Consider the following 20472-nt stretch of genomic DNA (forward strand, 5'->3'; position numbering starts at 1 on the left):
TGAATGCGCCGCTAGCCGGTACGCATTGTTCTTTAACAATTTGGAAAGCTGATAGTATGTAACGTGATGATGTCTGTCGTCATGTTACTTACAAACCGATGTAAACGTGGAAACGTTTGCATCATGAGTTCTCAAACACTTTATTAAGTGTCTTGAATATTCAAAAAGTAAATTATTCTTTATTGAATAGTTTACGTCTAAGGCGCGTCCACTTCTTTGGTCAGAAGTGAGACAAGTAAAACCAAGCTGGTCGCAATGCGGCTCAGGTGAGTGAAACTCATTTGGGTTGTATGGTTAAGCGACTAAGCGTATACGGTGGATGCCTTGGCAGTCAGAGGCGATGAAGGACGTAGTAACTTGCGAAAAGCGTTGGCGAGCTAGTAACAAGCATTTGAGCTAACGATGTCCGAATGGGGGAACCCAGCAGCATAAGCTGTTATCGCAACATGAATACATAGTGTTGCGAGGCGAACCCGGGGAACTGAAACATCTAAGTACCCGGAGGAAAAGAAATCAACCGAGATTCCCCTAGTAGCGGCGAGCGAACGGGGATTAGCCCTTAAGTCAGTGGGGTGTTAGTGGAATGTGTTGGAAAGCACAGCGGCACAGGGTGATAGCCCCGTACATGAAAACTAACCATTGATGAAAACGAGTAAGGCGGGACACGTGACATCCTGTTTGAATATGGGGGGACCATCCTCCAAGGCTAAATACTCCTGACTGACCGATAGTGAACCAGTACCGTGAGGGAAAGGCGAAAAGAACCCCTGTGAGGGGAGTGAAATAGAACCTGAAACCGTATACGTACAAGCAGTGGGAGCGGTTCTTGAGACCGTGACTGCGTACCTTTTGTATAATGGGTCAGCGACTTACATTTTGTAGCGAGGTTAAGCGAATAGCGGAGCCGTAGGGAAACCGAGTGTTAACTGCGCGTTTAGTTGCAAGGTGTAGACCCGAAACCCGGTGATCTAGCCATGGGCAGGTTGAAGGTTGAGTAACATCAACTGGAGGACCGAACCGACTAATGTTGAAAAATTAGCGGATGACTTGTGGCTGGGGGTGAAAGGCCAATCAAACCGGGAGATATCTGGTTCTCCTCGAAAGCTATTTAGGTAGCGCCTCGAGCGAATACCATTGGGGGTAGAGCACTGTTAAGGCTAGGGGGTCATCCCGACTTACCAACCCTTTGCAAACTCCGAATACCAATGAGTACTACTCGGGAGACAGACGGCGGGTGCTAACGTCCGTCGTCAAAAGGGAAACAACCCAGACCGTCAGCTAAGGTCCCAAAGTACTAGCTAAGTGGGAAACGATGTGGGAAGGCTTAGACAGCTAGGATGTTGGCTTAGAAGCAGCCATCATTTAAAGAAAGCGTAATAGCTCACTAGTCGAGTCGGCCTGCGCGGAAGATGTAACGGGGCTAAGCTAGTCACCGAAGCTACGGGTGCACAGTTTACTGTGCGCGGTAGAGGAGCGTTCTGTAAGCCGTTGAAGGTGAAGGGGTAACCCACGCTGGAGGTATCAGAAGTGCGAATGCTGACATGAGTAACGATAAAGGGGGTGAAAAACCCCCTCGCCGAAAGACCAAGGGTTCCTGTCCAACGTTAATCGGGGCAGGGTGAGTCGACCCCTAAGGTGAGGCCGAAAGGCGTAATCGATGGGAAACAGATTAATATTTCTGTACTTCCGCTAACTGCGATGGAGAGACGGAGAAGGCTAGGCTAGCGCGGCGTTGGTAGTCCGCGTTTAAGGTGGTAGGTTGATTTCTTAGGCAAATCCGGGGAATCGCACTTTAGTGTGCAGACTGAGAGCTGATGACGAGGTCCTAAGGGACTGAAGTAGTTGATGCCATGCTTCCAGGAAAATCTTCTAAGCTTCAGGTTAGTGGGAATCGTACCCCAAACCGACACAGGTGGTCGGGTAGAGAATACCAAGGCGCTTGAGAGAACTCGGCTGAAGGAACTAGGCAAAATGGTACCGTAACTTCGGGAGAAGGTACGCTCCTGTTGGTGATGAGACTTGCTCTCTAAGCTGACGGGAGTCGCAGATACCAGGTGGCTGCAACTGTTTATCAAAAACACAGCACTGTGCAAACTCGCAAGAGGAAGTATACGGTGTGACGCCTGCCCGGTGCCGGAAGGTTAATTGATTGGGTTATCGCAAGAGAAGCTCATGATCGAAGCCCCGGTAAACGGCGGCCGTAACTATAACGGTCCTAAGGTAGCGAAATTCCTTGTCGGGTAAGTTCCGACCTGCACGAATGGCGTAATGATGGCCACGCTGTCTCCAGCCGAGACTCAGTGAAGTTGAAATTGCGGTGAAGATGCCGTATACCCGCGGCTAGACGGAAAGACCCCGTGAACCTTTACTATAGCTTGGCACTGAACATTGAACCTACATGTGTAGGATAGGTGGGAGACTTTGAAGTTGTGACGCTAGTCATGATGGAGTCGTCCTTGAAATACCACCCTTGTAGTTTTGATGTTCTAACCTAGGTCCCTTATCGGGATTAGGGACAGTGCCTGGTGGGTAGTTTGACTGGGGCGGTCTCCTCCCAAAGAGTAACGGAGGAGCACGAAGGTTGGCTAAGTACGGTCGGACATCGTACGGTTAGTGCAATGGCATAAGCCAGCTTAACTGCGAGACATACACGTCGAGCAGGTACGAAAGTAGGTCATAGTGATCCGGTGGTTCTGAATGGAAGGGCCATCGCTCAACGGATAAAAGGTACTCCGGGGATAACAGGCTGATACCGCCCAAGAGTTCATATCGACGGCGGTGTTTGGCACCTCGATGTCGGCTCATCACATCCTGGGGCTGAAGTCGGTCCCAAGGGTATGGCTGTTCGCCATTTAAAGTGGTACGCGAGCTGGGTTCAGAACGTCGTGAGACAGTTCGGTCCCTATCTGCCGTGGGCGTTGGATGATTGAAGGGAGCTGCTCCTAGTACGAGAGGACCGGAGTGGACGAACCGCTGGTGTTCGGGTTGTCATGCCAATGGCATTGCCCGGTAGCTACGTTCGGAATCGATAACCGCTGAAAGCATCTAAGCGGGAAGCGAGCCCTAAGATGAGTCATCCCTAGGAATTTAATTCCTCTAAAGAGCCGTTCGAGACTAGGACGTTGATAGGCATGGTGTGTAAGCGTTGTGAGGCGTTGAGCTAACATGTACTAATGACTCGAGAGGCTTAACCATACAACCCAGATGGGTTTTACTGAAAATGTTCCAGACATTTTCTAGCACTTCCTCCATCCATGGAGGTCGTACGAAAAGCCTTAGACAGAATATCGACACTTGATAAAGTTAAAGACTCAAACAAAGCAAATCAGCTTTCCGAATTATTATTAGCGTGAGCCAGAGATGGACACGGTAATAAACAGAATTTGCTTGGTGACAATAGCCTTGTGGAACCACCTGATCCCATCCCGAACTCAGAAGTGAAACGCAAACGCGCCGATGGTAGTGTGGGGTCTCCCCATGTGAGAGTAGGTCATCGCCAAGCGCCTAATTATCTCATTGAGATGTAACGAAGCCAGCTGAATAAGCTGGCTTTTTTGCGTCTGCAATTTGTTAAATCAGCGTTAATACAGAACATTGTTCTATTCGTTTTAGCTCTGGTCATTTCGCTAGTTCTTTACGTTTTTTCCTTACTATATTTCAGACTTTTATACTCTAAGTTCATTATTTACATCAAGATCTCGCTTAGTTTGATAAGTCCTTTTGCTTAGTGGTTAGTTTCCCGTTAGCATACAAAAACTATTCACATTTTTGTTAAAGGCTGTCTGTTGCCTATGCTTCGTAAGCTTTCGCTCGCGGTACTGCTCCCTCTGTGTATGCTGACACTATATTTAGTGTTGGTCATAGGCGAGTACCTATTTGAAAGCGATCAAGTGCGTGCTGAATTGGCGCAGCGACAATCGACACTGATAAAGCAGCAGTTGTTCCGGATGCAGAATGTGGTTCAATCGGCGCAGGCTTTACAGGATGTGGAGCGGATCGAGCAGGAGGTTTCCTTAGCTGCGCTGGATATGGGCACTATGGTTTATATCTTAGTTGATGCTGATAGCCGTATTCGTTTTGCAAACCATACTGTTTGGCGCGATAGCAATGCCATGCAAGTCATTGATGGTTATGATGCTACTCGTCATCGTGCTGTGGTTCAGGCTTTCCTGCCACAAATTCTTGTTAATCTCGAACGCTTAACCATTCAAGCATATTATCCCGTCTTGCCTCAGTATGGTGGTGCGGTTGATTTGATTTATCTTGAAGCCGATTTAGCGCCTTTAGTCGCCGAAGCTTCCGCTAAGTTACAACAACGTTTTATGCGGGTTTGGGGGCTGGGTGGATTATTACTGATTGGTTTTACCTTCATTCTCTATTTCCTATTGATCCGTCCATTCCAAATATTAAGCGAGGCCGCTAAACAGGTAGGGACTTCTTCCTTTTCGACATCGATCCCATGGAGCTCATCAGAAGTCTTATCATTGCAAGCCAGTTTGCAGCAGGTACATGAACGTTTGAGTCGTGCCGTGAAACAGTTGAATGACAGCGAACTGCGCTGGCTGTTTGCGGTGGAAGGCTCGCGGAACGGTATTTGGGATTGGGATATCAGTACGGGTGAGGTTTTTCTGTCTGATCGCTGGAAAGAGATGATCGGTTATGCGCCGGATGAATTAGCGGGCGTATTCCAGACTTGGGAAACGCGGTTACATCCCGATGATAGGGATATCGTACTTGATGCGTTGCAGGAGTACGTTAGCGGTAAGAGTAAAGAATTTGAAAGTGTCCATCGACTGCGGCATAGAGAGGGGCATTATGTGTGGGTGCTGGATCGCGGCATGTTGGTTGATTGGGACCCTCAAGGACGTCCGACTCGGATGATCGGCATTCATATGGATGTGTCAGAAAGTGCCAAAAACCATGCTGCGATTAATGAACTTGTGGATCAATCGGTTACGGGTCGCAAGATGTTACCCGATGTCTTTATGGCGCGACTGTCGCAATTTTTAACCCAAGGTAATAGTTCAGGTCAATGGGGATCATTGCTGCTTGTTGAGGTGGATAGGTTAGGCTTGGTCGCAACTTTAAACTCTCACGAATTAGAGCGTTTACTCACGCAAGTGGCTGCACGTCTATCGAGTTATTTCACTGAGAATATTACCGTTGGCCGATTGGAGTCCGGTGATTTTGTTTTGCTGGCTAAAGACTTAGCGATAGATGCTTCAGTGGCTGCGCGTCGTGCTTTAGCGCTTGCGAGTGAGTTAAGGCAAGTGATTGCTCGACCATTCCATTACGGTCATCATCACTTTGAGCTCAGCGCGAATGTGGGGATTTGTTTGCTCGACAGCATAGAGACCTTAGATCCAGCTTTAGTCATGCGCCGCGCCGAGCTAGCAACCTTGAGTGCTAAGCGACCAGGGCAAGCGGGATGCGCTTTCTATCATGCTGAGATGGATTTACGTCTGAGCCGTGATGAACAGTTACAACAGGAATTACAGACAGCATTACAGCAAGATAGCATGACGTTAATGTTCCAACCTGTGATGAATGCGCACAGTGAATTGGTCTCGGCTGAAGTGCTCACGCGTTGGTATCGTGCCGATGGCGAGTTTATCCCACCTGCAGAGTTCGTGGCGTTAGCTGAACAGGGAGGAATGATTGCAGAACTCGATCTTTGGGTCGCTAAACGTGTGTGTCAGTTTATTCAGACATCCCATGCCCAAGGCCGGAGTTTGCCGACTTTAACTCTTAATATCAGTGCATTCTCATTTGGGCAGGCAGATTTTGTTGATGCATTGATTGCGTTAGTCAAAGAGCATGGCATTGCGCCTCATCAATTGGGTATTGAGCTCAATGAGGCTGCATTGTTAATGCAACCACAGTTTGTGGCTGAGCGCGTGTCTAAGTTAGTTGATGCTGGGATAGGCATCGTCCTCGATCATTTCGGTTCTGGCTCGAGTGCTTTGAGTTGTTTAGCCAACCAGCCATTAGTTGCGGTTAAATTGGATATGAGTTGTATTGATTCATTAGCCGCAATGCCACAAAGAGTGAAGGCGTTAATTGTCTCTGCGCAGCAGTTTAATTTGCACGTGGTGGCTAAAGGCGTTGAATCACCCCAACACTATCAAGTCTTTGTTGAATTTGGCTGTGATGGTTATCAGGGCTATTTATTCAGCCGAGCGCTAAACCAAGCGGACTTTATCCAGCTTGTTTGTCCTCGTCCTTTATTGCGAAGCGTTTAAAGAAGTCGAGGGCATAATTTAAGGCTTGGTTCCGATAGGCGTCTTTTTCCATAAAAATCTCATGGGCAGCCCCTGCTATTACCTTCAATTGACAATGAGTGCTCACCGCAAGATTCTGGGCCGCATTATCAACAATCTTATCTTCACTCGCTTGCAGTATCAGGATCGGCGTGCGAATTTGCGCCGTTGCCAGTACGCAAGTGTCTGCTGCATCTAAAGATTCTGTCAACCAACGGTTAGTTGGGGAACCGAGTTGTAACTTAGGGGCCGCGTCATACAAGTCTCGATAGGCTTGGTATCTACTTTGGCAATGGGTTAGCTCATTTCCTTTGAAGGGAACCGGTTTATAGTTCTGTCCTCCAAGCACATAGTTAGGTTCGCCGCCATTGAGAGTGGTATCGAGCTTACTGGCTAACCAGCGCACGAATGCTTTTGGCATAGGTAATTTGATGCCATACATGGGCGCTGAAAATGCCGCGGCGGTAAAAATATCGGGATGCTGTTTGAGATACAAAGTGCCAATCGCGCCACCCATTGAATGGCCAAGTAGCATTAGTTGTTTGTCGTTTTGTGGTAACACTTTCTTTTGCATAAACAGTGCAAAATCATCAATATAATCATTAAATCTTCGCACATGGCCCATGTGCGGATTGATTGTCATACGATCCGACAATCCTTGGCCACGGTGATCGATGGCATAAACAGAGTAACCCTGTTGGTACAAGTCGAAGACCAATTCTTGGTACTTTAAATAGGATTCAACTCGGCCACTACTGAGAACGATTGCGGTATGTGCTTGGGGATGTTTGACCATCATATAGGCCAGCGTGATGCCATCAGCTGTGATCAGCGTGTCTTGAACAACGCTTTGCCAGAAGGCTTGCTGCTCTGAGGTATTTAAATCGTGTTCAGTCGAAAATGTCGCTTTGGCTTGGCTCATACTCAGTCGCAAATCATTTGGCTTGAATGGTTTGCTAGAGTGTAACAGACAACCATGGGAGTCTGAAAATACCTACTCCCATGGTTGTGATTAACTTAGCGTGTCGCCTTTTTAGCTTCAATAAAATCATTGATTTGCTGTTCGAGGATCGACATAGGTACTGAGCCATTCTCGAGCATAGCGTCGTGGAAGGCGCGAATATCAAACTTGTCGCCGAGTTCCTGTTCTGCTTTAGCACGTAACCGTTTGATCGTTAACTCGCCAATCTTGTAGGACAAGGCTTGTCCTGGCCAGGAAATATAACGGTCAATTTCGGTCGTGACATTGTGCAGTGATAGCGCGGTATTGCTGGCCATAAAGTCGATGGCTTGTTGACGGCTCCACCCTTGGGCATGCATGCCTGTGTCTACGACTAAACGCGCCGCCCGCCACATTTCATAGGTTAGGCGGCCAAAGTTACTGTAGGGATCTTGATAGAAACCAGCCTCCAAACCTAAGTATTCGCAATACAGACCCCAGCCTTCACCGAAGGCAGAGATATAGCCATAACGACGGAAGTCAGGGAGTGATGTTAGCTCAGAGTTGAGTGATATTTGCAGATGATGACCGGGTACGGCTTCGTGCAAAGTTAAAGCTTCTAACTCGTAGAGTGGGCGCTTATCCAATGCATAAGTGTTGACCCAGTAGTAACCGGGTTCGTCATCGCTGTTCGATCCTGAATATCGGCCTGTGGTGTATTTCGGCGCAATTTCTGCGGGCACTGGTGCTATACCATAGGGTTTACGGGGGAGTTTACCGAAGTACTTAGGCAGCATGGCATCGGCTTTTTTGGCAATAAATGCCGCTTCTTTGAGTAACTGATCGGCACTGGTGGTGTAGAACTGGGGATCGGTCCGCAGGAAATGTAAGAAGTCGGCAAAGCTGCCTTTAAAGCCAACGGACTTGATGATTTGCTCCATCTCTTGGCGGATACGCTTAACTTCTTTTAAGCCCAGTTCATGCACTTCTGCCGACGTCATATTCAAGGTCGTATAGTAACGCACCCGATTCTCATAAAACTCAGCACCGTTAGGTAAGCTACTGGCTGCGATATTTTCCCGTGCATTGGGAATGTACTCTTTAGTCATAAAATCATAGAAGTTTTGATATAGCGGCAGGACTTTTTGCTCGACTAAGGCGCGACCTTCTTGGGTCAGCTGAGTTTTTTGTGCTTCAGTGAAATAGCTGGGGTATTGCGTAAAAGGTTTGAAATAACCGCTCTTTTCCACAGGGACGATATAAGCACTGATACTGTCTTCAAAGCCATTGAGTGTCACTTTAGGCGGCGTTATTCCCTCGGCTAATCCTTGCTTTAGCCAGTGAGTTTGCTGGGCGAAATAGGTCGGGAGTGCATTAAGTTTGGCAATATAGTTGCGGTAATCCTCAAGGGTGTTGAATCTTCCCTGTGCGATTGAGGTGATATAAGCGTGGAAGCCGCTTTCCGCGGTAATGGGCAAGTAATAATCTTTAAAGCGATACAGGTCGACATCGTTTTGGATCTGATCTTCCAGTATTTGAGCGTTAATCTTATCTTCTTTACTCAAACTGCTGCGGTCGAGTGCTTTGAGCTGCGCTAATACTGCGATTTGGCCTTGATTGAGCTTAGTGAGTGCAGCTGGCGAGAGATCCGATAACTTTCCTGCGGCACTGGCATCGCCCATGCTGTAAGCCATTTCAGGACTCGCGCTGAGCTGTAATTGCCAGCTTTGGTCGATAATCGCCTGCAGCGCGGGAGCTATGGGCTCAACTTGCGATTGTGTTGCTGATATTGCCTGTGGCGCTGCGGTTTGGCCATTTTTTGTGATTTGAGTGGCACTGCAGGCGCTTAATGCGCATATCAATAAACTGGGGGTTAAGAGTTTATGCATAGTCGATCTCTGATATTTTCGTTGTTATTGAAGTCATTATGCCTGATGAATACGGCAGTTCCTTGTATGGATATTAAGCAGAATTGTGACTGAATGTGAATTTAAATGCGTTTGGCGCATAAATGCCCCTGAAAATGCGTGTTAAACTTAGTGTCCGCCCGCGACCAAATAACAAAAGCATTGGCTGGGTAGTTCAAATAGGGGTTAAATATGATTGATACATCCATTCCATTGGTGGATCTGCATCGTCACCTAGACGGTAACGTGCGAGTAAACACCATTTGGGAACTAGGACACCAACACGGCATTGCGCTACCTGCCGATTCTTTAGAGACTCTCGCACCTTTTGTGCAAATTCAGGGGAAAGAAACTAGCTTAGTCGCCTTCTTAAAGAAGCTCGATTGGATGGTTGGCGTACTCGCTGACTTGGATGCGGTTAAACGCGTTGCCTATGAAAACGTTGCCGATGCGGCGTTGTCTGGCTTAGATTACGCTGAGTTACGTTTTAGTCCTTACTATATGGCGATGAACCATAAGTTACCGATTGAAGGCGTAGTTGAAGCGGTGGTTGATGGTGTTAAAGCGGGCTTAAAAGACTATAACGTGAAGATCAATTTGATTGGTATTTTGTCACGTTCATTCGGTCAAGCCGCTTGTACTCAAGAACTTGAAGGCTTACTCGCCCATAAACAACATCTCGTGGCTATGGACTTAGCCGGTGATGAATTAGGCTTCCCTGGCGAGTTATTTAACGATCACTTTAAACGTGTTCGTGATGCTGGCCTTGCGATTACGGCTCACGCCGGTGAAGCCGCGGGTTCACAAAGTATGTGGCAAGCGATTCAAGAACTTGGCGCGACGCGAATTGGTCACGGGGTGAACGCGATTCACGATCCTAAGCTGATGGAATATCTTGCTAAGCACCGTATTGGTATCGAATCTTGCCCAACCAGTAACTTGCATACTTCTACAGTCGCTTCTTACGCTGAGCATCCTTTCAGAACCTTTATGGATGCAGGCGTATTGATCAACTTAAACACCGATGATCCCGGTGTGAGCGCTATCGATATTAATCATGAGTATCGTATCGCCAAATCCGAACTTAAATTAACCGATGCTGAGTTAGCGCAGGTGCAACGCAATGGCGTTGAAATGGCGTTTTTATCCGACAGTGATCGCAAAGCACTGTATGCCGCTAAGGTATAAGCTCTGAGTCATTAATAAAAATAGCTATAAATAAAAAATCCGACTTAGAGTCGGATTTTTTGTGAGCGTTTACGAGTGCAGCGATAGGCGCTTTAGATCACGCGTGAGAATTGTTGCTGACGCGCTTTTTGACGATAGTAAAGGTCGAAGCACATACAGATATTGCGGATCAATAAACGGCCAGTAGGGCTGATAGTGATCTGTCTGTCGACGATTTCAACTAACTTGTCATCGATAAATGTCTGCATTAACTTAAGATCTTCTGCGAAATAGGTTTCGAAGTTAATCCCCAGTTTCTCATCAATTTTCGCCATATCTAGTTCGAAGTGGCAAATCAGCTGCTTAATCACTACGCGGCGGATTTCATCGTCACGGTTCAGGCTACAACCTTTCCACAAAGCATGGCCTTCCTTATCTATGGCTTCATAGTAAGGGCGGATATCTTTCTGGTTTTGTGCATAACAGTCGCCAATCTGACTGATGGACGACACGCCAAGACCTAACAAATCGCATTCTTCTTGGGTGGTATAACCTTGGAAGTTGCGGTGCAGTCTGCCTTCACGCTGTAACTTGGCTAACTCGTCATCGGGTTTAGCAAAGTGGTCCATACCGATATATTGGTAGCCCGCGTCAGTTAAGGTCTCGATAGTTTGGTGCAGCATTTCGAGTTTTTGTTTTGGCGAAGGTAAATGCTCATCTTTGATCTTACGTTGAGCAGCAAAGCGCGCAGGTAAGTGAGCATAGTTAAATACCGACAGACGGTCTGGTGATAAATCTAAAACGCGCTGCATAGTGACGGCAAAGGTTTCTGGTGTTTGGTGTGGCAAACCATAGATTAAATCTATGTTGGTTGACACAAAACCCATGGCTTTTACTTTCGCCATCAAGTCGAAGATAAATTGCTCATCTTGTTCGCGATTAACGGCAATTTGCACTTCTTTATTGAAATCTTGTACACCAATGGAGATCCGGTTGAAGCCCGCTTCTTTCAATGTGTCGAGCATTGACAGTTCTATCTCGCGAGGATCGACTTCAATCGAGAACTCACCTTCTTCCGCAAAGTTAAAGTTAGCTTTAATCAATGACGTAAGTTTAAGAATCTGCTCAGGATTTAAGAATGTAGGTGTACCGCCGCCCCAATGCATTTGGGTTACGCTGTAATGTTTAAACAGGGGCGCACGTTTGATAATTTCTTGGCTTAAATATTCAATGTACTGATCGGCTTTATGTTGGTGGCGGGTGATGACTTTGTTGCAGCCGCAGTAATAACAAAGCTTGGCGCAGAACGGGATATGAATATACAGCGACAGTTTATCGCTTTTGCTATTTTCAATGGCCGTCAGCAGATTTTGTTCGGTGAATGTGTCATCGAACTCCAATGCCGTTGGGTAAGAGGTATAACGGGGACCGCTGTAGTTATACTTTTCGATCATCGACTGATCCCAGCTAATCTGAGTGGGCTGCTTCAAGGCGTGTCCTCCGTGGGTAAATTAGCAACAAGCGAAGTATGCAAGGTTCTTAAGTAAATAACCTTGATCTAGGTTGTAAAAATGACGTCTGTCTTTTTAGAAGTTACGCAATATCTATCAAAAAAGTACGCTTGTCTGTCGATATATGGCAGTTTTGTGCGCAGGCTCACGGGAGTAAGGAAGGAAAGATTGGAGTGGGTTTTATCGAGATGGCCTCAAAACCACAACATAAGTGGTCTTGAGGTATAACAATGAGCAGGTTTAATGCATCGCTTTGGCTTGGTAATCCGCCAGTTTTTTCGCATCATCACTAATGCCTTGCTCTAATGCTGCTTCGGACTTCATTCTGATCAAGTCTAACTTCATCCTTTCTTGCTTAGGCAAGGCTTGGCGAGCATCCATGATGGGATGATCTTTAATTAGCTCAAAGTGTTTGAATAATGAAGGGTAATCAGGAGCCACGCGCTCACTCAATGACAGGATTTCAAATAATCGTCCAATTCTGACCACGCCTTCAGAGATCTCACAGCGGTCTTCAATCATGGCTGTGGCGATATAGCGGATATCATCTAAAACTTGGGCGCGTTTTGCATTCGCCGTGACTTCACGCTCGGCTTGTTCGGTCTGCTGACGCTTTTTTTGCTGCTTGAGTTTTAGGATTAAGAAGGTGGCGTAGCTACTAAGCGCTACTATGATGATAAAACCGAGAATAATGATAGTCGTAGACACAGAGACTCCTTATATGAATGGCATAAGGAGCACAGCTAAAAAACTGAGTTCCCTATGCCTTAGCACTGAGAGGTTTAGAACTTGTCTTGATAATCTTTCAGTAAGTCAGCGCCTGATTCGAACTTATCGAACAACTCATCGTCAGACAAAGACTTAGCTGGTGATGAAGGTGCGTCATCATCCATATCGTCGCTAATGCCGAGTTTAACCATCAGAGCTTCAATCTTATTCAGCTGTTGATCTAACCATTTTTGATCCACATCGTTGAGATCACGGCCTTCTTCCAGCATATCTAACAGCTGATTTAGTCTTGGATCTTCTTCCAATTTCAGCAGTTTTTGTTCGTCAGTCAGCTTAGCTTGTTTCACTTTTGGCTGAGCGGCTTTATCTGTTACCACTGCCGCTGGAATCGCTAAAGCAATAGGCTTTTTGCTGCCATGACGCGGGTCTTTTTTCTTCGCGGCCTGCTGTTGCGGCGCTTGCGCTAAAATTAAGCTTTCGTTATGACGACTGCCTGATTTATTGCCAGAATCTTTACGTTTGCCAGTCGATACAGCGCGATCTTGCTTCTTGACTCTTGGCTGTAACTTAGGGCTGTTCTCGCCGCCCTTGCGTGTTTTCTTGCTACGAGACATGGTCTTCTCAATTGTTTACAACGTATGGCCCCGCAGACTAAGGTTGAGCTTGTCTACAAGGTGCGAAATTAGGCCGAGTGTTATACCAGATTATGATGTTTTTTGCATCAAAACGAGGTCCTTTGCGGCAAATAATAGTTCAAAATCGCTATTGTTTGCTAGGTACTCGAAGGTTTGTCGCTGGTAAAAGCTCACATGGGTGAGGTTGTTCTTGTAATGCCACTTAGCAAAACCATCTAATTCAGTTAGTAACGGTGTGCTTATCGCTAACCAACCACCAGGATGCAGTAGTCGAGAGAGTAAGGCCCACTCTTTTATTGGGTACTGAAAATGCTCAAAAACGCGATAACAGCAGATAAAATCATATTCTTGCTTTAACACATCATGATTAGGGGCAAAAAAGGGATCGTATTGATTTAACTTGTGGCCCGCATTTTCTATGGTCGCCAAACTCTCATTATCGAGTATGCGTCCAAAATTCAATCCTAATAAACGACCAGCTTGCTGATGCTCTAATTGCGCTAACAGCGGCAAAATAAATTGCGATAGCTGCTTTTGCTTCAACGCTATGCGTGAACGACCGTATCTTTGTTTCTCTGCCGCGGGTGGTAAATGGCTATTGGCATCCGCAAAGGTTAACTCACATGTCTTGCAAACATAAAAACTCCGTTTTTTATCTTGATAAAGGAGTTGTGTCTGACTGTTATGACAAAGAGGGCATCTGGGCATTGAGTCTGCTGAAGTGGTTATTAAGGCTTTGATTGTACCAATTATATTGGTCGAGTGCACATTTTAGACACTGGTGGTGTATTTACACCAAAGAAAAAAGGCGGCAGTTAAACTGCCGCCTTACAAAGGGTGCTTTAGCACCTTATCCTGATTCCAAGTATCCATACTTGCTATGCGACTTTCCCGGTCGGTATCCTTCTTTTTTTTACTGCTTTCCCTGCATTATTTTTGTTAACGGTCTTCCAGACACTTTATTTTTTTCTGTCGCCATCCTGACCACAGTTTCCGTAGATGGTCTCGCGACACATCATTGTATAGCATCGTCATCATTGACGTTTAGTTAACCATCCATGTTACTTAAGTACCTTCCAGTGATAACAAGCATCCAGCCAGTGCATCCTAAGCTTATCGCTTCCTTTGCTACAGTTTACATCATGTAAACTGTGTCCTGATGGGGCAAGTTACCCTGAGTGTAAGGCGTTTTGCTAGAAGCAAATTGGCGTTATCGGCCATCCCTTACAAAATTGTGCTGACCTGGATTTCAAGTGGAAATCACGACTCTTGTTATTATTAGAGAGTGGTCTTAAGTATATTATTGTTATTGAGTGTCTTTATTCTTATATCTTGAATGTTAATTATACCGAAACCTGTAAGTTATTATTAATCTTTTTGTACAAACAGATGGGTTTATCTCGGTACGGGGCTTATTAAACCCAAATCTGTGATCTATGTCAAGCATGAATCTTATGCAGTTTACGTTCACGTCAACTTGGTGGTGTAAAAAAAGGGGGATAATACACCCCTTTCTTAACTGACTAAGATTATTTCAGGCTAGAAAGATACTTAGATAGTGCGTCGATATCGCTATCGCTTAGCTTTTTAGCCACATCTTGCATCATGCCGTTCAGGTCATTATGACGACCCGCTTCACGGAATTTTGTCAGTTGGATCTTGATGTAATTGGCGTGTTGGCCAGCCAATGTTGGGAAGCCTGCAAGTTCAGCGCCTTTACCATCTGGGCCATGACATGCCATACAAGCGGTAATACCACGTGAAACATCGCCACCTTTGTAAAGTTTAGCGCCTAACTCAGGGACATCTTTCGCTTCAGCCACTTGGATTACTTGGCTAGAAAAATATGCAGTAATGTCGAGAATATCCTGATCGCTTAGAGGCATTGCCATGCCACTCATGATAGGATCCATACGACCGTCTTTACCACCAGTTTGCGCTGCACTACGGAAATCATGTAGTTGCTTTTGGAGGTAAGTGGCGTGTTGGCCCGCAAGTTTAGGGTACATATCGATCATACTGTTACCGTCCATACCATGGCAGGCTGAACAGACAATGATTTTCGTTTTTCCCGCTTCAGCATTACCTTCAGCAATCGCAGGTGAAGATATGGCGGCAATTACAACAGACAGCGCAAGAGCTAGCTTTTTCATGGCGTTCCAACTTCTGGTTAAGATTATTATCCTGAGCTTACTAGGGTGACCCGCAAGCGTGGTAAAATATGATTAATGTGATCGGAGTAATATTTTACACGAAAACGTGGAAAAGTAAGTAATTCTTCATAAATTATGGTATTGCGTAGAAAAATTTCGGAGTAAATAGTGACTGAATCTCGTATAGATTTTCGTAGGGCAAAGTTTTTAATCAGTGCACCTGACATTGCACATTTGGATCAATATCTGCCCGGCGATGTTGGAGTTGAGATTGCATTTGCTGGCCGCTCTAATGCTGGAAAGTCTAGTGCACTCAATGCATTAACTGAGCAAAAAAGTTTAGCAAGAACCAGTAAAACCCCTGGCCGAACTCAATTAATTAACGTATTTGAGTTAGATGCTCAGCGTCGTTTAGTTGACTTACCTGGCTATGGTTTTGCACAAGTCCCGCTTGCGTTGAAAAATAAATGGCAGCAGGCATTAGGTGAATATTTGCAAAAACGCGCTTGTTTAAGTGGCGTGGTTGTCTTGATGGATATACGTCATCCACTAAAAGATCTCGATATGCAGATGATCGAGTGGGCGGTTGCCAGTGAAATCCCTGTGTTAGCTTTGCTGACCAAGTCAGACAAATTAGCTCAAAGCGCTAAGATGAAAACCGTAAATGAAGTACGTCTGGCGTTGAGTGAGTTTGGCGACTGGGTACAAGTTGAGCCTTTCTCATCGCTTAAGGGAACCGGTAAGCCTAAAGTGTTGGCTATTCTAAATGAATGGTGTCATCCGCAATGGTTGACCGATGAGCTAGATGCGGCGAACAACGCCGAATAATATTGCCTGTTTTGGCATACATGGTTGAGTTTGACTGTGTATGCCGCCCCTCTGTTTTTCCTGTAATTTTTCCTTATCTTTCCCTCTTGTTAAGCTTTTATCCCTATTAACTTTTCGTCAATTTCAGGCAAAAAAATAGCCGATGACAGTGTCATCGGCCAAAAATATTAGCTCTTTTGGGGAGAAGCTAAATTCAACAAGACTCAAGCACCACCAAATTAGCTTCAATGGTTCTCAATGAATCTAGCATACAGCCAATTTACTTTTTATTAAAGTAAATACTCTAAAATTTACCTAAAGTCTGAAAAAAGACCAAAAAAAAGCCTCAGCAAACAAGTTGCTGAGGCGCCAGAATTTGGCTCATCACTATAAGTGAAATAAAGGTCTGAAAGATAGAACATCTTAACCTCTGTACCCTACGCAGAGAATATTACTCCATTTATCTTTAAATGGAAAACAGTTTTTTCAAAAAAGAGGTAATTATGTGCGCTTGATCTCAGGTTATGAGTGAAAAAGCATCTTAAATTGATCTTAAAATTTCATTAAAAATGCTTAATCGGCTGATTTAGCGGGGAAATCCGAAATTTATATACAAAAGAGATCAATATTTGAGATTTAATGTTTTTACTCTAAATCTGGCTTAATGTTTTAGTGTACGCGTGAGAGAACAACCGTTATGACACTTTTGAGCATATATAGCTGGCTTTAACGCCGTTTCGATTCGTGTAATCACACCCTTGAGTTTCCATCTGCTGCGGCAGTGTATCGATGAGCTCTACTGCTAAATGAATCAGGTAAAGATTGTTTGGTCGTGAGTTATGCATGTTGCTGCCGATGACGTTGCATCGTACTTGATGCTCTAGTGTTTGTGGGGTAAGGAATGTTTAGTTGTGAGTCATGGTTTGTGTCGTCTGTTAAGTTGCGCTGCGCTTAACGAACTAGCGGGTTCTGAATACAGATTGTTTGGCTGTGAGTCATACATTATGTTGCGCCGAACTTGATGGTCTAATATTTGCGGAGTCGAGATTGCTTCGTTGAGAGTCATACATTGTGCTGCCGATGCAGTTTTTCTTAACTTAATGGTCTGATTTGTATTGTGAAAAGATAATTTTCGCACAGTGATGAAAGGGACTCAGTATTGGTGTGCTTAGAGATGATTAAGACGGGAGAGAGCTAACCTGAGTTCAAAATATTGAATTCAGGTTAGCTTTATTTACTTTAAATTATATTGATAGTGTTGGTTTTGATGTCACTAAGGTTAGTGGGCTTCATCCCAGTTATTACCAATGCCCGCTTCGGCAAGCAGTTCAACATCGAGATCGGCGGCTTGTGCCATTAAAGTACAGATTGTCTTTTTAAGCGCTTCTGCTTTATCCGCATCGACTTCAAACACCAATTCATCGTGAACCTGCATGATCATAGTGATTTCGCCTTGGGTTTCTGTCTTGATCCACTGGGCGATATTGATCATGGCCTTTTTGATGATGTCGGCAGCCGTGCCTTGCATTGGGGCATTAATCGCAGCACGTTCAGCACCTTGGCGGCGCATCGCATTACGATCACGGATTTCGGGTAAATAGAGGCGACGGCCAAACAGAGTCGATACATAACCTAGGTCGGCAGCCCCCGCACGCGTTTCTTCCATATAACGTAATACGCCTGGATAACGGGCAAAGTAGGTGTCGATATAGGTTTGTGCTTCATGGCGCGGGATATCAAGCTGACGCGCTAAGCCAAAGGCTGACATGCCGTAAATTAAGCCGAAGTTAACCGCTTTGGCGCGGCGACGCTGTTCTGTGGTTACTTCATCAAAGTCAGTGCCAAACACTTCGGCAGCCGTAGCTCTGTGAATGTCTTTGCCCTCGGCGAAGGCTTTGAGTAAGCCGGCATCTTGGGATAAATGCGCCATGATCCGTAGTTCGATTTGCGAGTAGTCGGCTGCCAAAATTTTACGACCATCAGGTGCGATAAAGGCTTGGCGAATACGGCGACCTTCTTCGGTGCGGATAGGAATATTCTGCAGATTAGGCTCGCTCGATGATAAGCGTCCTGTTGCCGCATTGGCCTGATGATAGCTAGTGTGCACACGACCCGTTTTAGCATTGACCATTAGTGGCAGTTTATCTGTGTAAGTGCTCTTTAATTTAGATAGGCTGCGATGTTCGAGGATCACCTTTGGCAAAGGGAAATCTAATGCCAATTCAACTAATACTTCTTCTGCCGTCGATGGCGCACCCTTGGGGGTCTTTTTGGTGATCGGGTAACCGAGCTTTTCAAAAAACAATACTTGCAGTTGCTTAGGCGAGCCAAGGTTAAATTTCTCACCGGCAATGTCGTAGGCTTTTTCTTCTAAGGTATCGATTTTACGCGCTAACTCGTTGCTTTGTTGGCCGAGTAACATGCTGTCGATTAATACCCCTTGGCGTTCAATATCCGACAATACTTGGATCAGCGGCAATTCGACTTCGGTAAACATAGCGGCCAGTTCCGCTTCTTTTTCGAGTCTTGGCCACAAATGTTGGTGCAAACGTAGGGTGATGTCGGCATCTTCGGCCGCATAAGGCGCAGCCGTTTCCAGTGGAATTTGGTTGAAGGTCAGCTGTTTTGCACCTTTACCGGCGATTTCTTCAAAGCTGATATTCTTATGGCCTAAGTACTTGAGCGCTAAGCCATCCATATCATGGCGCGAAGCCACTGAGTTGAAGACATAGGATTCGAGCATAGTATCGAAAGCGACGCCCTGCAGTTTGATCCCCGCATTGGCTAAAATACTGATATCGTATTTAAGATTTTGACCGACTTTCTTAAGTTTTGGATCCTCAAGCAGTGGACGCAGTTTTTCAAGCGCGACGGTTTTATTGATTTGAGTCGGCGCGCCAACATAATCATGGGTCAAAGGCAGATAAGCCGCTTTTCCTGCCTCAACGGCGAAGGATATCCCGACTAATTCTGCCACCATGTAATCTAAGCTGGTGGTTTCAGTGTCTACCGCCATCAAGTCGGCTTGCTTAAGCTTAGCAATCCAAGCGTCTAATTCGGCTTCCGTGAGAATGCAGTCGTACTGCGTTGCAATCGCTTCGGCTGGAGTTGAGTCTTCTTGTGTCTCGGATGCCGCATCAATTGAGGTATTTGCAGTGCTTTTGTTATCTAAGACTTCGGCTAACCAACGCTTAAACTCCATCTCGCCGTAGCATTTGATCAGTTCATCTTTGTCCGCGGGCTTGATGGTGAGTTCATGCCAGTCTTGCTCAAGTTCGACATCGGTTTTAATGGTGGCGAGTTCGTAAGAAAGCTTGAGCATATCGGCATTTTCAATGATCTTCGCCGCCATGGTTTTAGAACCCCTAAAGCCGAGCTCGGCGACTTTTTCGGGTTCCGCTAATAAATTACTCACGCTGCCGGCTCCTGTGAGCATAGCGAGCGCAGTTTTCTCACCAACGCCGGGTAAGCCGGGAATGTTGTCGGCCTTGTCGCCCATCAGCGCGAGCAAATCTATGATACGGTCTGGACCAACACCAAATTTAATCGCGACTTCTTCTGGGCCCATTATGGTGTCTGTCATGGTGTTGATGAGCGTGACGTTCTCATCGACTAACTGCGCCATGTCTTTATCGCCAGTGCTGATAAGCACTGCACGGTTTTCTAAACTGGCTTGGCGAGCAATAGTGCCGATCACGTCATCGGCTTCGACGCCGGAAATCGAAATCAGTGGTAAACCCAGTGCACGAATAATGCGGTGTAAAGGTTCGATTTGCGAACGTAGGTCATCAGGCATAGGTGGGCGCTGCGCTTTGTACTCGCTGTACATGTCATTGCGGAAGGTTTTGCCTTTGGCATCGAACACGACTGCGATATGGCTTGGCTGATAGCGAGTCAGCAAGCTGCGTAACATATTCACTACGCCATAAACGGCACCGGTTGCTTCGCCCTTTGAGTTTGTCAGGTGAGGAGGCGCATAATAAGCGCGATATAAATAAGAAGATCCATCCACAAGCACAAGTGGGTTTTTAGCGACGGTTGGCATAGGTATTTTTCGTTTATCGATGACTTAGATGGCGCTAAGCATGCCACATAAGCGCTATTTCAGCCACGGCAAAATGACTCCCAGCCTGTGGATAAGTCTGTGAGTGAAAAAGTCAACTGAGAATAATGGCGATGATTACGGCTTAGTGCGATATTTTTAAGTTGTTGTTTTTTATGTTTATAAAAGATTTGTGTGAGTTCAATACTGTTTCTTAAAAAATCTTCCCAATTTGTGGATTTTTTATTGACTCCGTAAAATACATCTAAGGATTGGCTTAATTTTCGGCACCCGTCAGATTCGACGAATTAAGTTAGCACG

General features: G+C 45.7%; 11 protein-coding genes and 2 rRNA genes. 5 read left to right on the forward strand and 8 right to left on the reverse strand.

Annotation, left to right across the window (positions count from 1 at the left end; all coding sequences use genetic code 11):
• The first annotated feature begins 292 nt into the window (after nucleotides 1-292).
• From AC5YB3_RS11885 to AC5YB3_RS11895, 3 genes are all read left to right on the forward strand, one after another.
• A 23S ribosomal RNA gene (locus AC5YB3_RS11885) occupies nucleotides 293-3195 on the forward strand.
• A 191-nt stretch (nucleotides 3196-3386) separates the two neighbouring features.
• A 5S ribosomal RNA gene (gene rrf / locus AC5YB3_RS11890) occupies nucleotides 3387-3502 on the forward strand.
• Between the two features lie 289 nt (nucleotides 3503-3791).
• Nucleotides 3792-6242, forward strand: coding sequence for an EAL domain-containing protein (locus tag AC5YB3_RS11895; RefSeq protein ID WP_494525379.1), 2451 nt, complete (start codon nucleotides 3792-3794; stop codon nucleotides 6240-6242).
• Here AC5YB3_RS11895 and AC5YB3_RS11900 read toward each other — a convergent pair.
• Together AC5YB3_RS11900 and AC5YB3_RS11905 are read right to left on the reverse strand one after the other, a co-directional pair.
• Nucleotides 6199-7182 (reverse strand): alpha/beta fold hydrolase, encoded by a 984-nt coding sequence (locus tag AC5YB3_RS11900; protein ID WP_011845362.1) that lies wholly within the window; start codon nucleotides 7180-7182, stop codon nucleotides 6199-6201. The two genes, AC5YB3_RS11895 and AC5YB3_RS11900, sit on opposite strands and share 44 nt — an antisense overlap.
• Nucleotides 7183-7277: 95 nt before the next feature.
• A complete protein-coding gene (locus AC5YB3_RS11905; RefSeq protein ID WP_494525380.1) occupies nucleotides 7278-9089 on the reverse strand; it encodes a DUF885 domain-containing protein in 1812 nt (603 codons plus the stop codon).
• Nucleotides 9090-9299: 210 nt separating this feature from the next.
• Between AC5YB3_RS11905 and add the strand changes: the two genes are divergently transcribed.
• A complete protein-coding gene (gene add / locus AC5YB3_RS11910; protein WP_494525381.1) occupies nucleotides 9300-10295 on the forward strand; it encodes an adenosine deaminase in 996 nt (331 codons plus the stop codon).
• Nucleotides 10296-10387: 92 nt separating this feature from the next.
• Here the strand turns inward: add and hemN are convergent, their stop codons facing one another.
• The 5 genes from hemN to AC5YB3_RS11935 all read right to left on the reverse strand — a co-directional run bounded on the left by hemN (nucleotide 10388) and on the right by AC5YB3_RS11935 (nucleotide 15302).
• The gene (gene hemN / locus AC5YB3_RS11915) at nucleotides 10388-11764 is read right to left on the reverse strand and encodes an oxygen-independent coproporphyrinogen III oxidase (RefSeq protein ID WP_494525382.1); all 1377 of its coding nucleotides are present in this window, start codon (nucleotides 11762-11764) and stop codon (nucleotides 10388-10390) included.
• 261 nt (nucleotides 11765-12025) lie between these two features.
• Nucleotides 12026-12493 carry a DUF2489 domain-containing protein gene (locus AC5YB3_RS11920; protein ID WP_494525383.1) on the reverse strand — a complete coding sequence of 156 codons (468 nt, stop codon included), beginning with the start codon at nucleotides 12491-12493 and terminating at the stop codon, nucleotides 12026-12028.
• A 74-nt stretch (nucleotides 12494-12567) separates the two neighbouring features.
• Nucleotides 12568-13128 carry a Der GTPase-activating protein YihI gene (yihI, locus tag AC5YB3_RS11925; RefSeq protein ID WP_494525384.1) on the reverse strand — a complete coding sequence of 187 codons (561 nt, stop codon included), beginning with the start codon at nucleotides 13126-13128 and terminating at the stop codon, nucleotides 12568-12570.
• Nucleotides 13129-13218: 90 nt separating this feature from the next.
• Complete coding sequence (locus AC5YB3_RS11930) at nucleotides 13219-13857, reverse strand: class I SAM-dependent methyltransferase (protein WP_259560067.1); 639 nt, start codon at nucleotides 13855-13857, stop codon at nucleotides 13219-13221.
• 821 nt (nucleotides 13858-14678) lie between these two features.
• Nucleotides 14679-15302, reverse strand: a complete 624-nt coding sequence (locus AC5YB3_RS11935) for a c-type cytochrome (RefSeq protein WP_006079361.1) — start codon at nucleotides 15300-15302, stop codon at nucleotides 14679-14681.
• A 168-nt stretch (nucleotides 15303-15470) separates the two neighbouring features.
• Between AC5YB3_RS11935 and yihA the strand changes: the two genes are divergently transcribed.
• Nucleotides 15471-16130 (forward strand): ribosome biogenesis GTP-binding protein YihA/YsxC, encoded by a 660-nt coding sequence (gene yihA, locus AC5YB3_RS11940; protein ID WP_006079362.1) that lies wholly within the window; start codon nucleotides 15471-15473, stop codon nucleotides 16128-16130.
• A 1258-nt stretch (nucleotides 16131-17388) separates the two neighbouring features.
• On the opposite strand, the gene polA is transcribed toward yihA, so the two are convergent.
• On the reverse strand, nucleotides 17389-20154 hold the full coding sequence (polA, locus tag AC5YB3_RS11945; RefSeq protein ID WP_259577681.1) for a DNA polymerase I: 2766 nt from the start codon (nucleotides 20152-20154) through the stop codon (nucleotides 17389-17391).
• Nucleotides 20155-20472 lie beyond the last annotated feature (318 nt).

It is taken from the genome of Shewanella sp. 1311, from assembly GCF_059338235.1.

What these genes read in the sequence shown, in the direction of transcription:
- AC5YB3_RS11895 (WP_494525379.1), top strand. Translation starts at nt 3,792, where the DNA reads ATGCTTCGTAAGCTTTCGCTCGCGGTACTGCTCCCTCTGTGTATGCTG.
- AC5YB3_RS11900 (WP_011845362.1), bottom strand. Translation starts at nt 7,182, where the DNA reads ATGAGCCAAGCCAAAGCGACATTTTCGACTGAACACGATTTAAATACC.
- AC5YB3_RS11905 (WP_494525380.1), bottom strand. Translation starts at nt 9,089, where the DNA reads ATGCATAAACTCTTAACCCCCAGTTTATTGATATGCGCATTAAGCGCC.
- add (WP_494525381.1), top strand. Translation starts at nt 9,300, where the DNA reads ATGATTGATACATCCATTCCATTGGTGGATCTGCATCGTCACCTAGAC.
- yihI (WP_494525384.1), bottom strand. Translation starts at nt 13,128, where the DNA reads ATGTCTCGTAGCAAGAAAACACGCAAGGGCGGCGAGAACAGCCCTAAG.
- AC5YB3_RS11930 (WP_259560067.1), bottom strand. Translation starts at nt 13,857, where the DNA reads ATGCCCAGATGCCCTCTTTGTCATAACAGTCAGACACAACTCCTTTAT.
- AC5YB3_RS11935 (WP_006079361.1), bottom strand. Translation starts at nt 15,302, where the DNA reads ATGAAAAAGCTAGCTCTTGCGCTGTCTGTTGTAATTGCCGCCATATCT.
- polA (WP_259577681.1), bottom strand. Translation starts at nt 20,154, where the DNA reads ATGCCAACCGTCGCTAAAAACCCACTTGTGCTTGTGGATGGATCTTCT.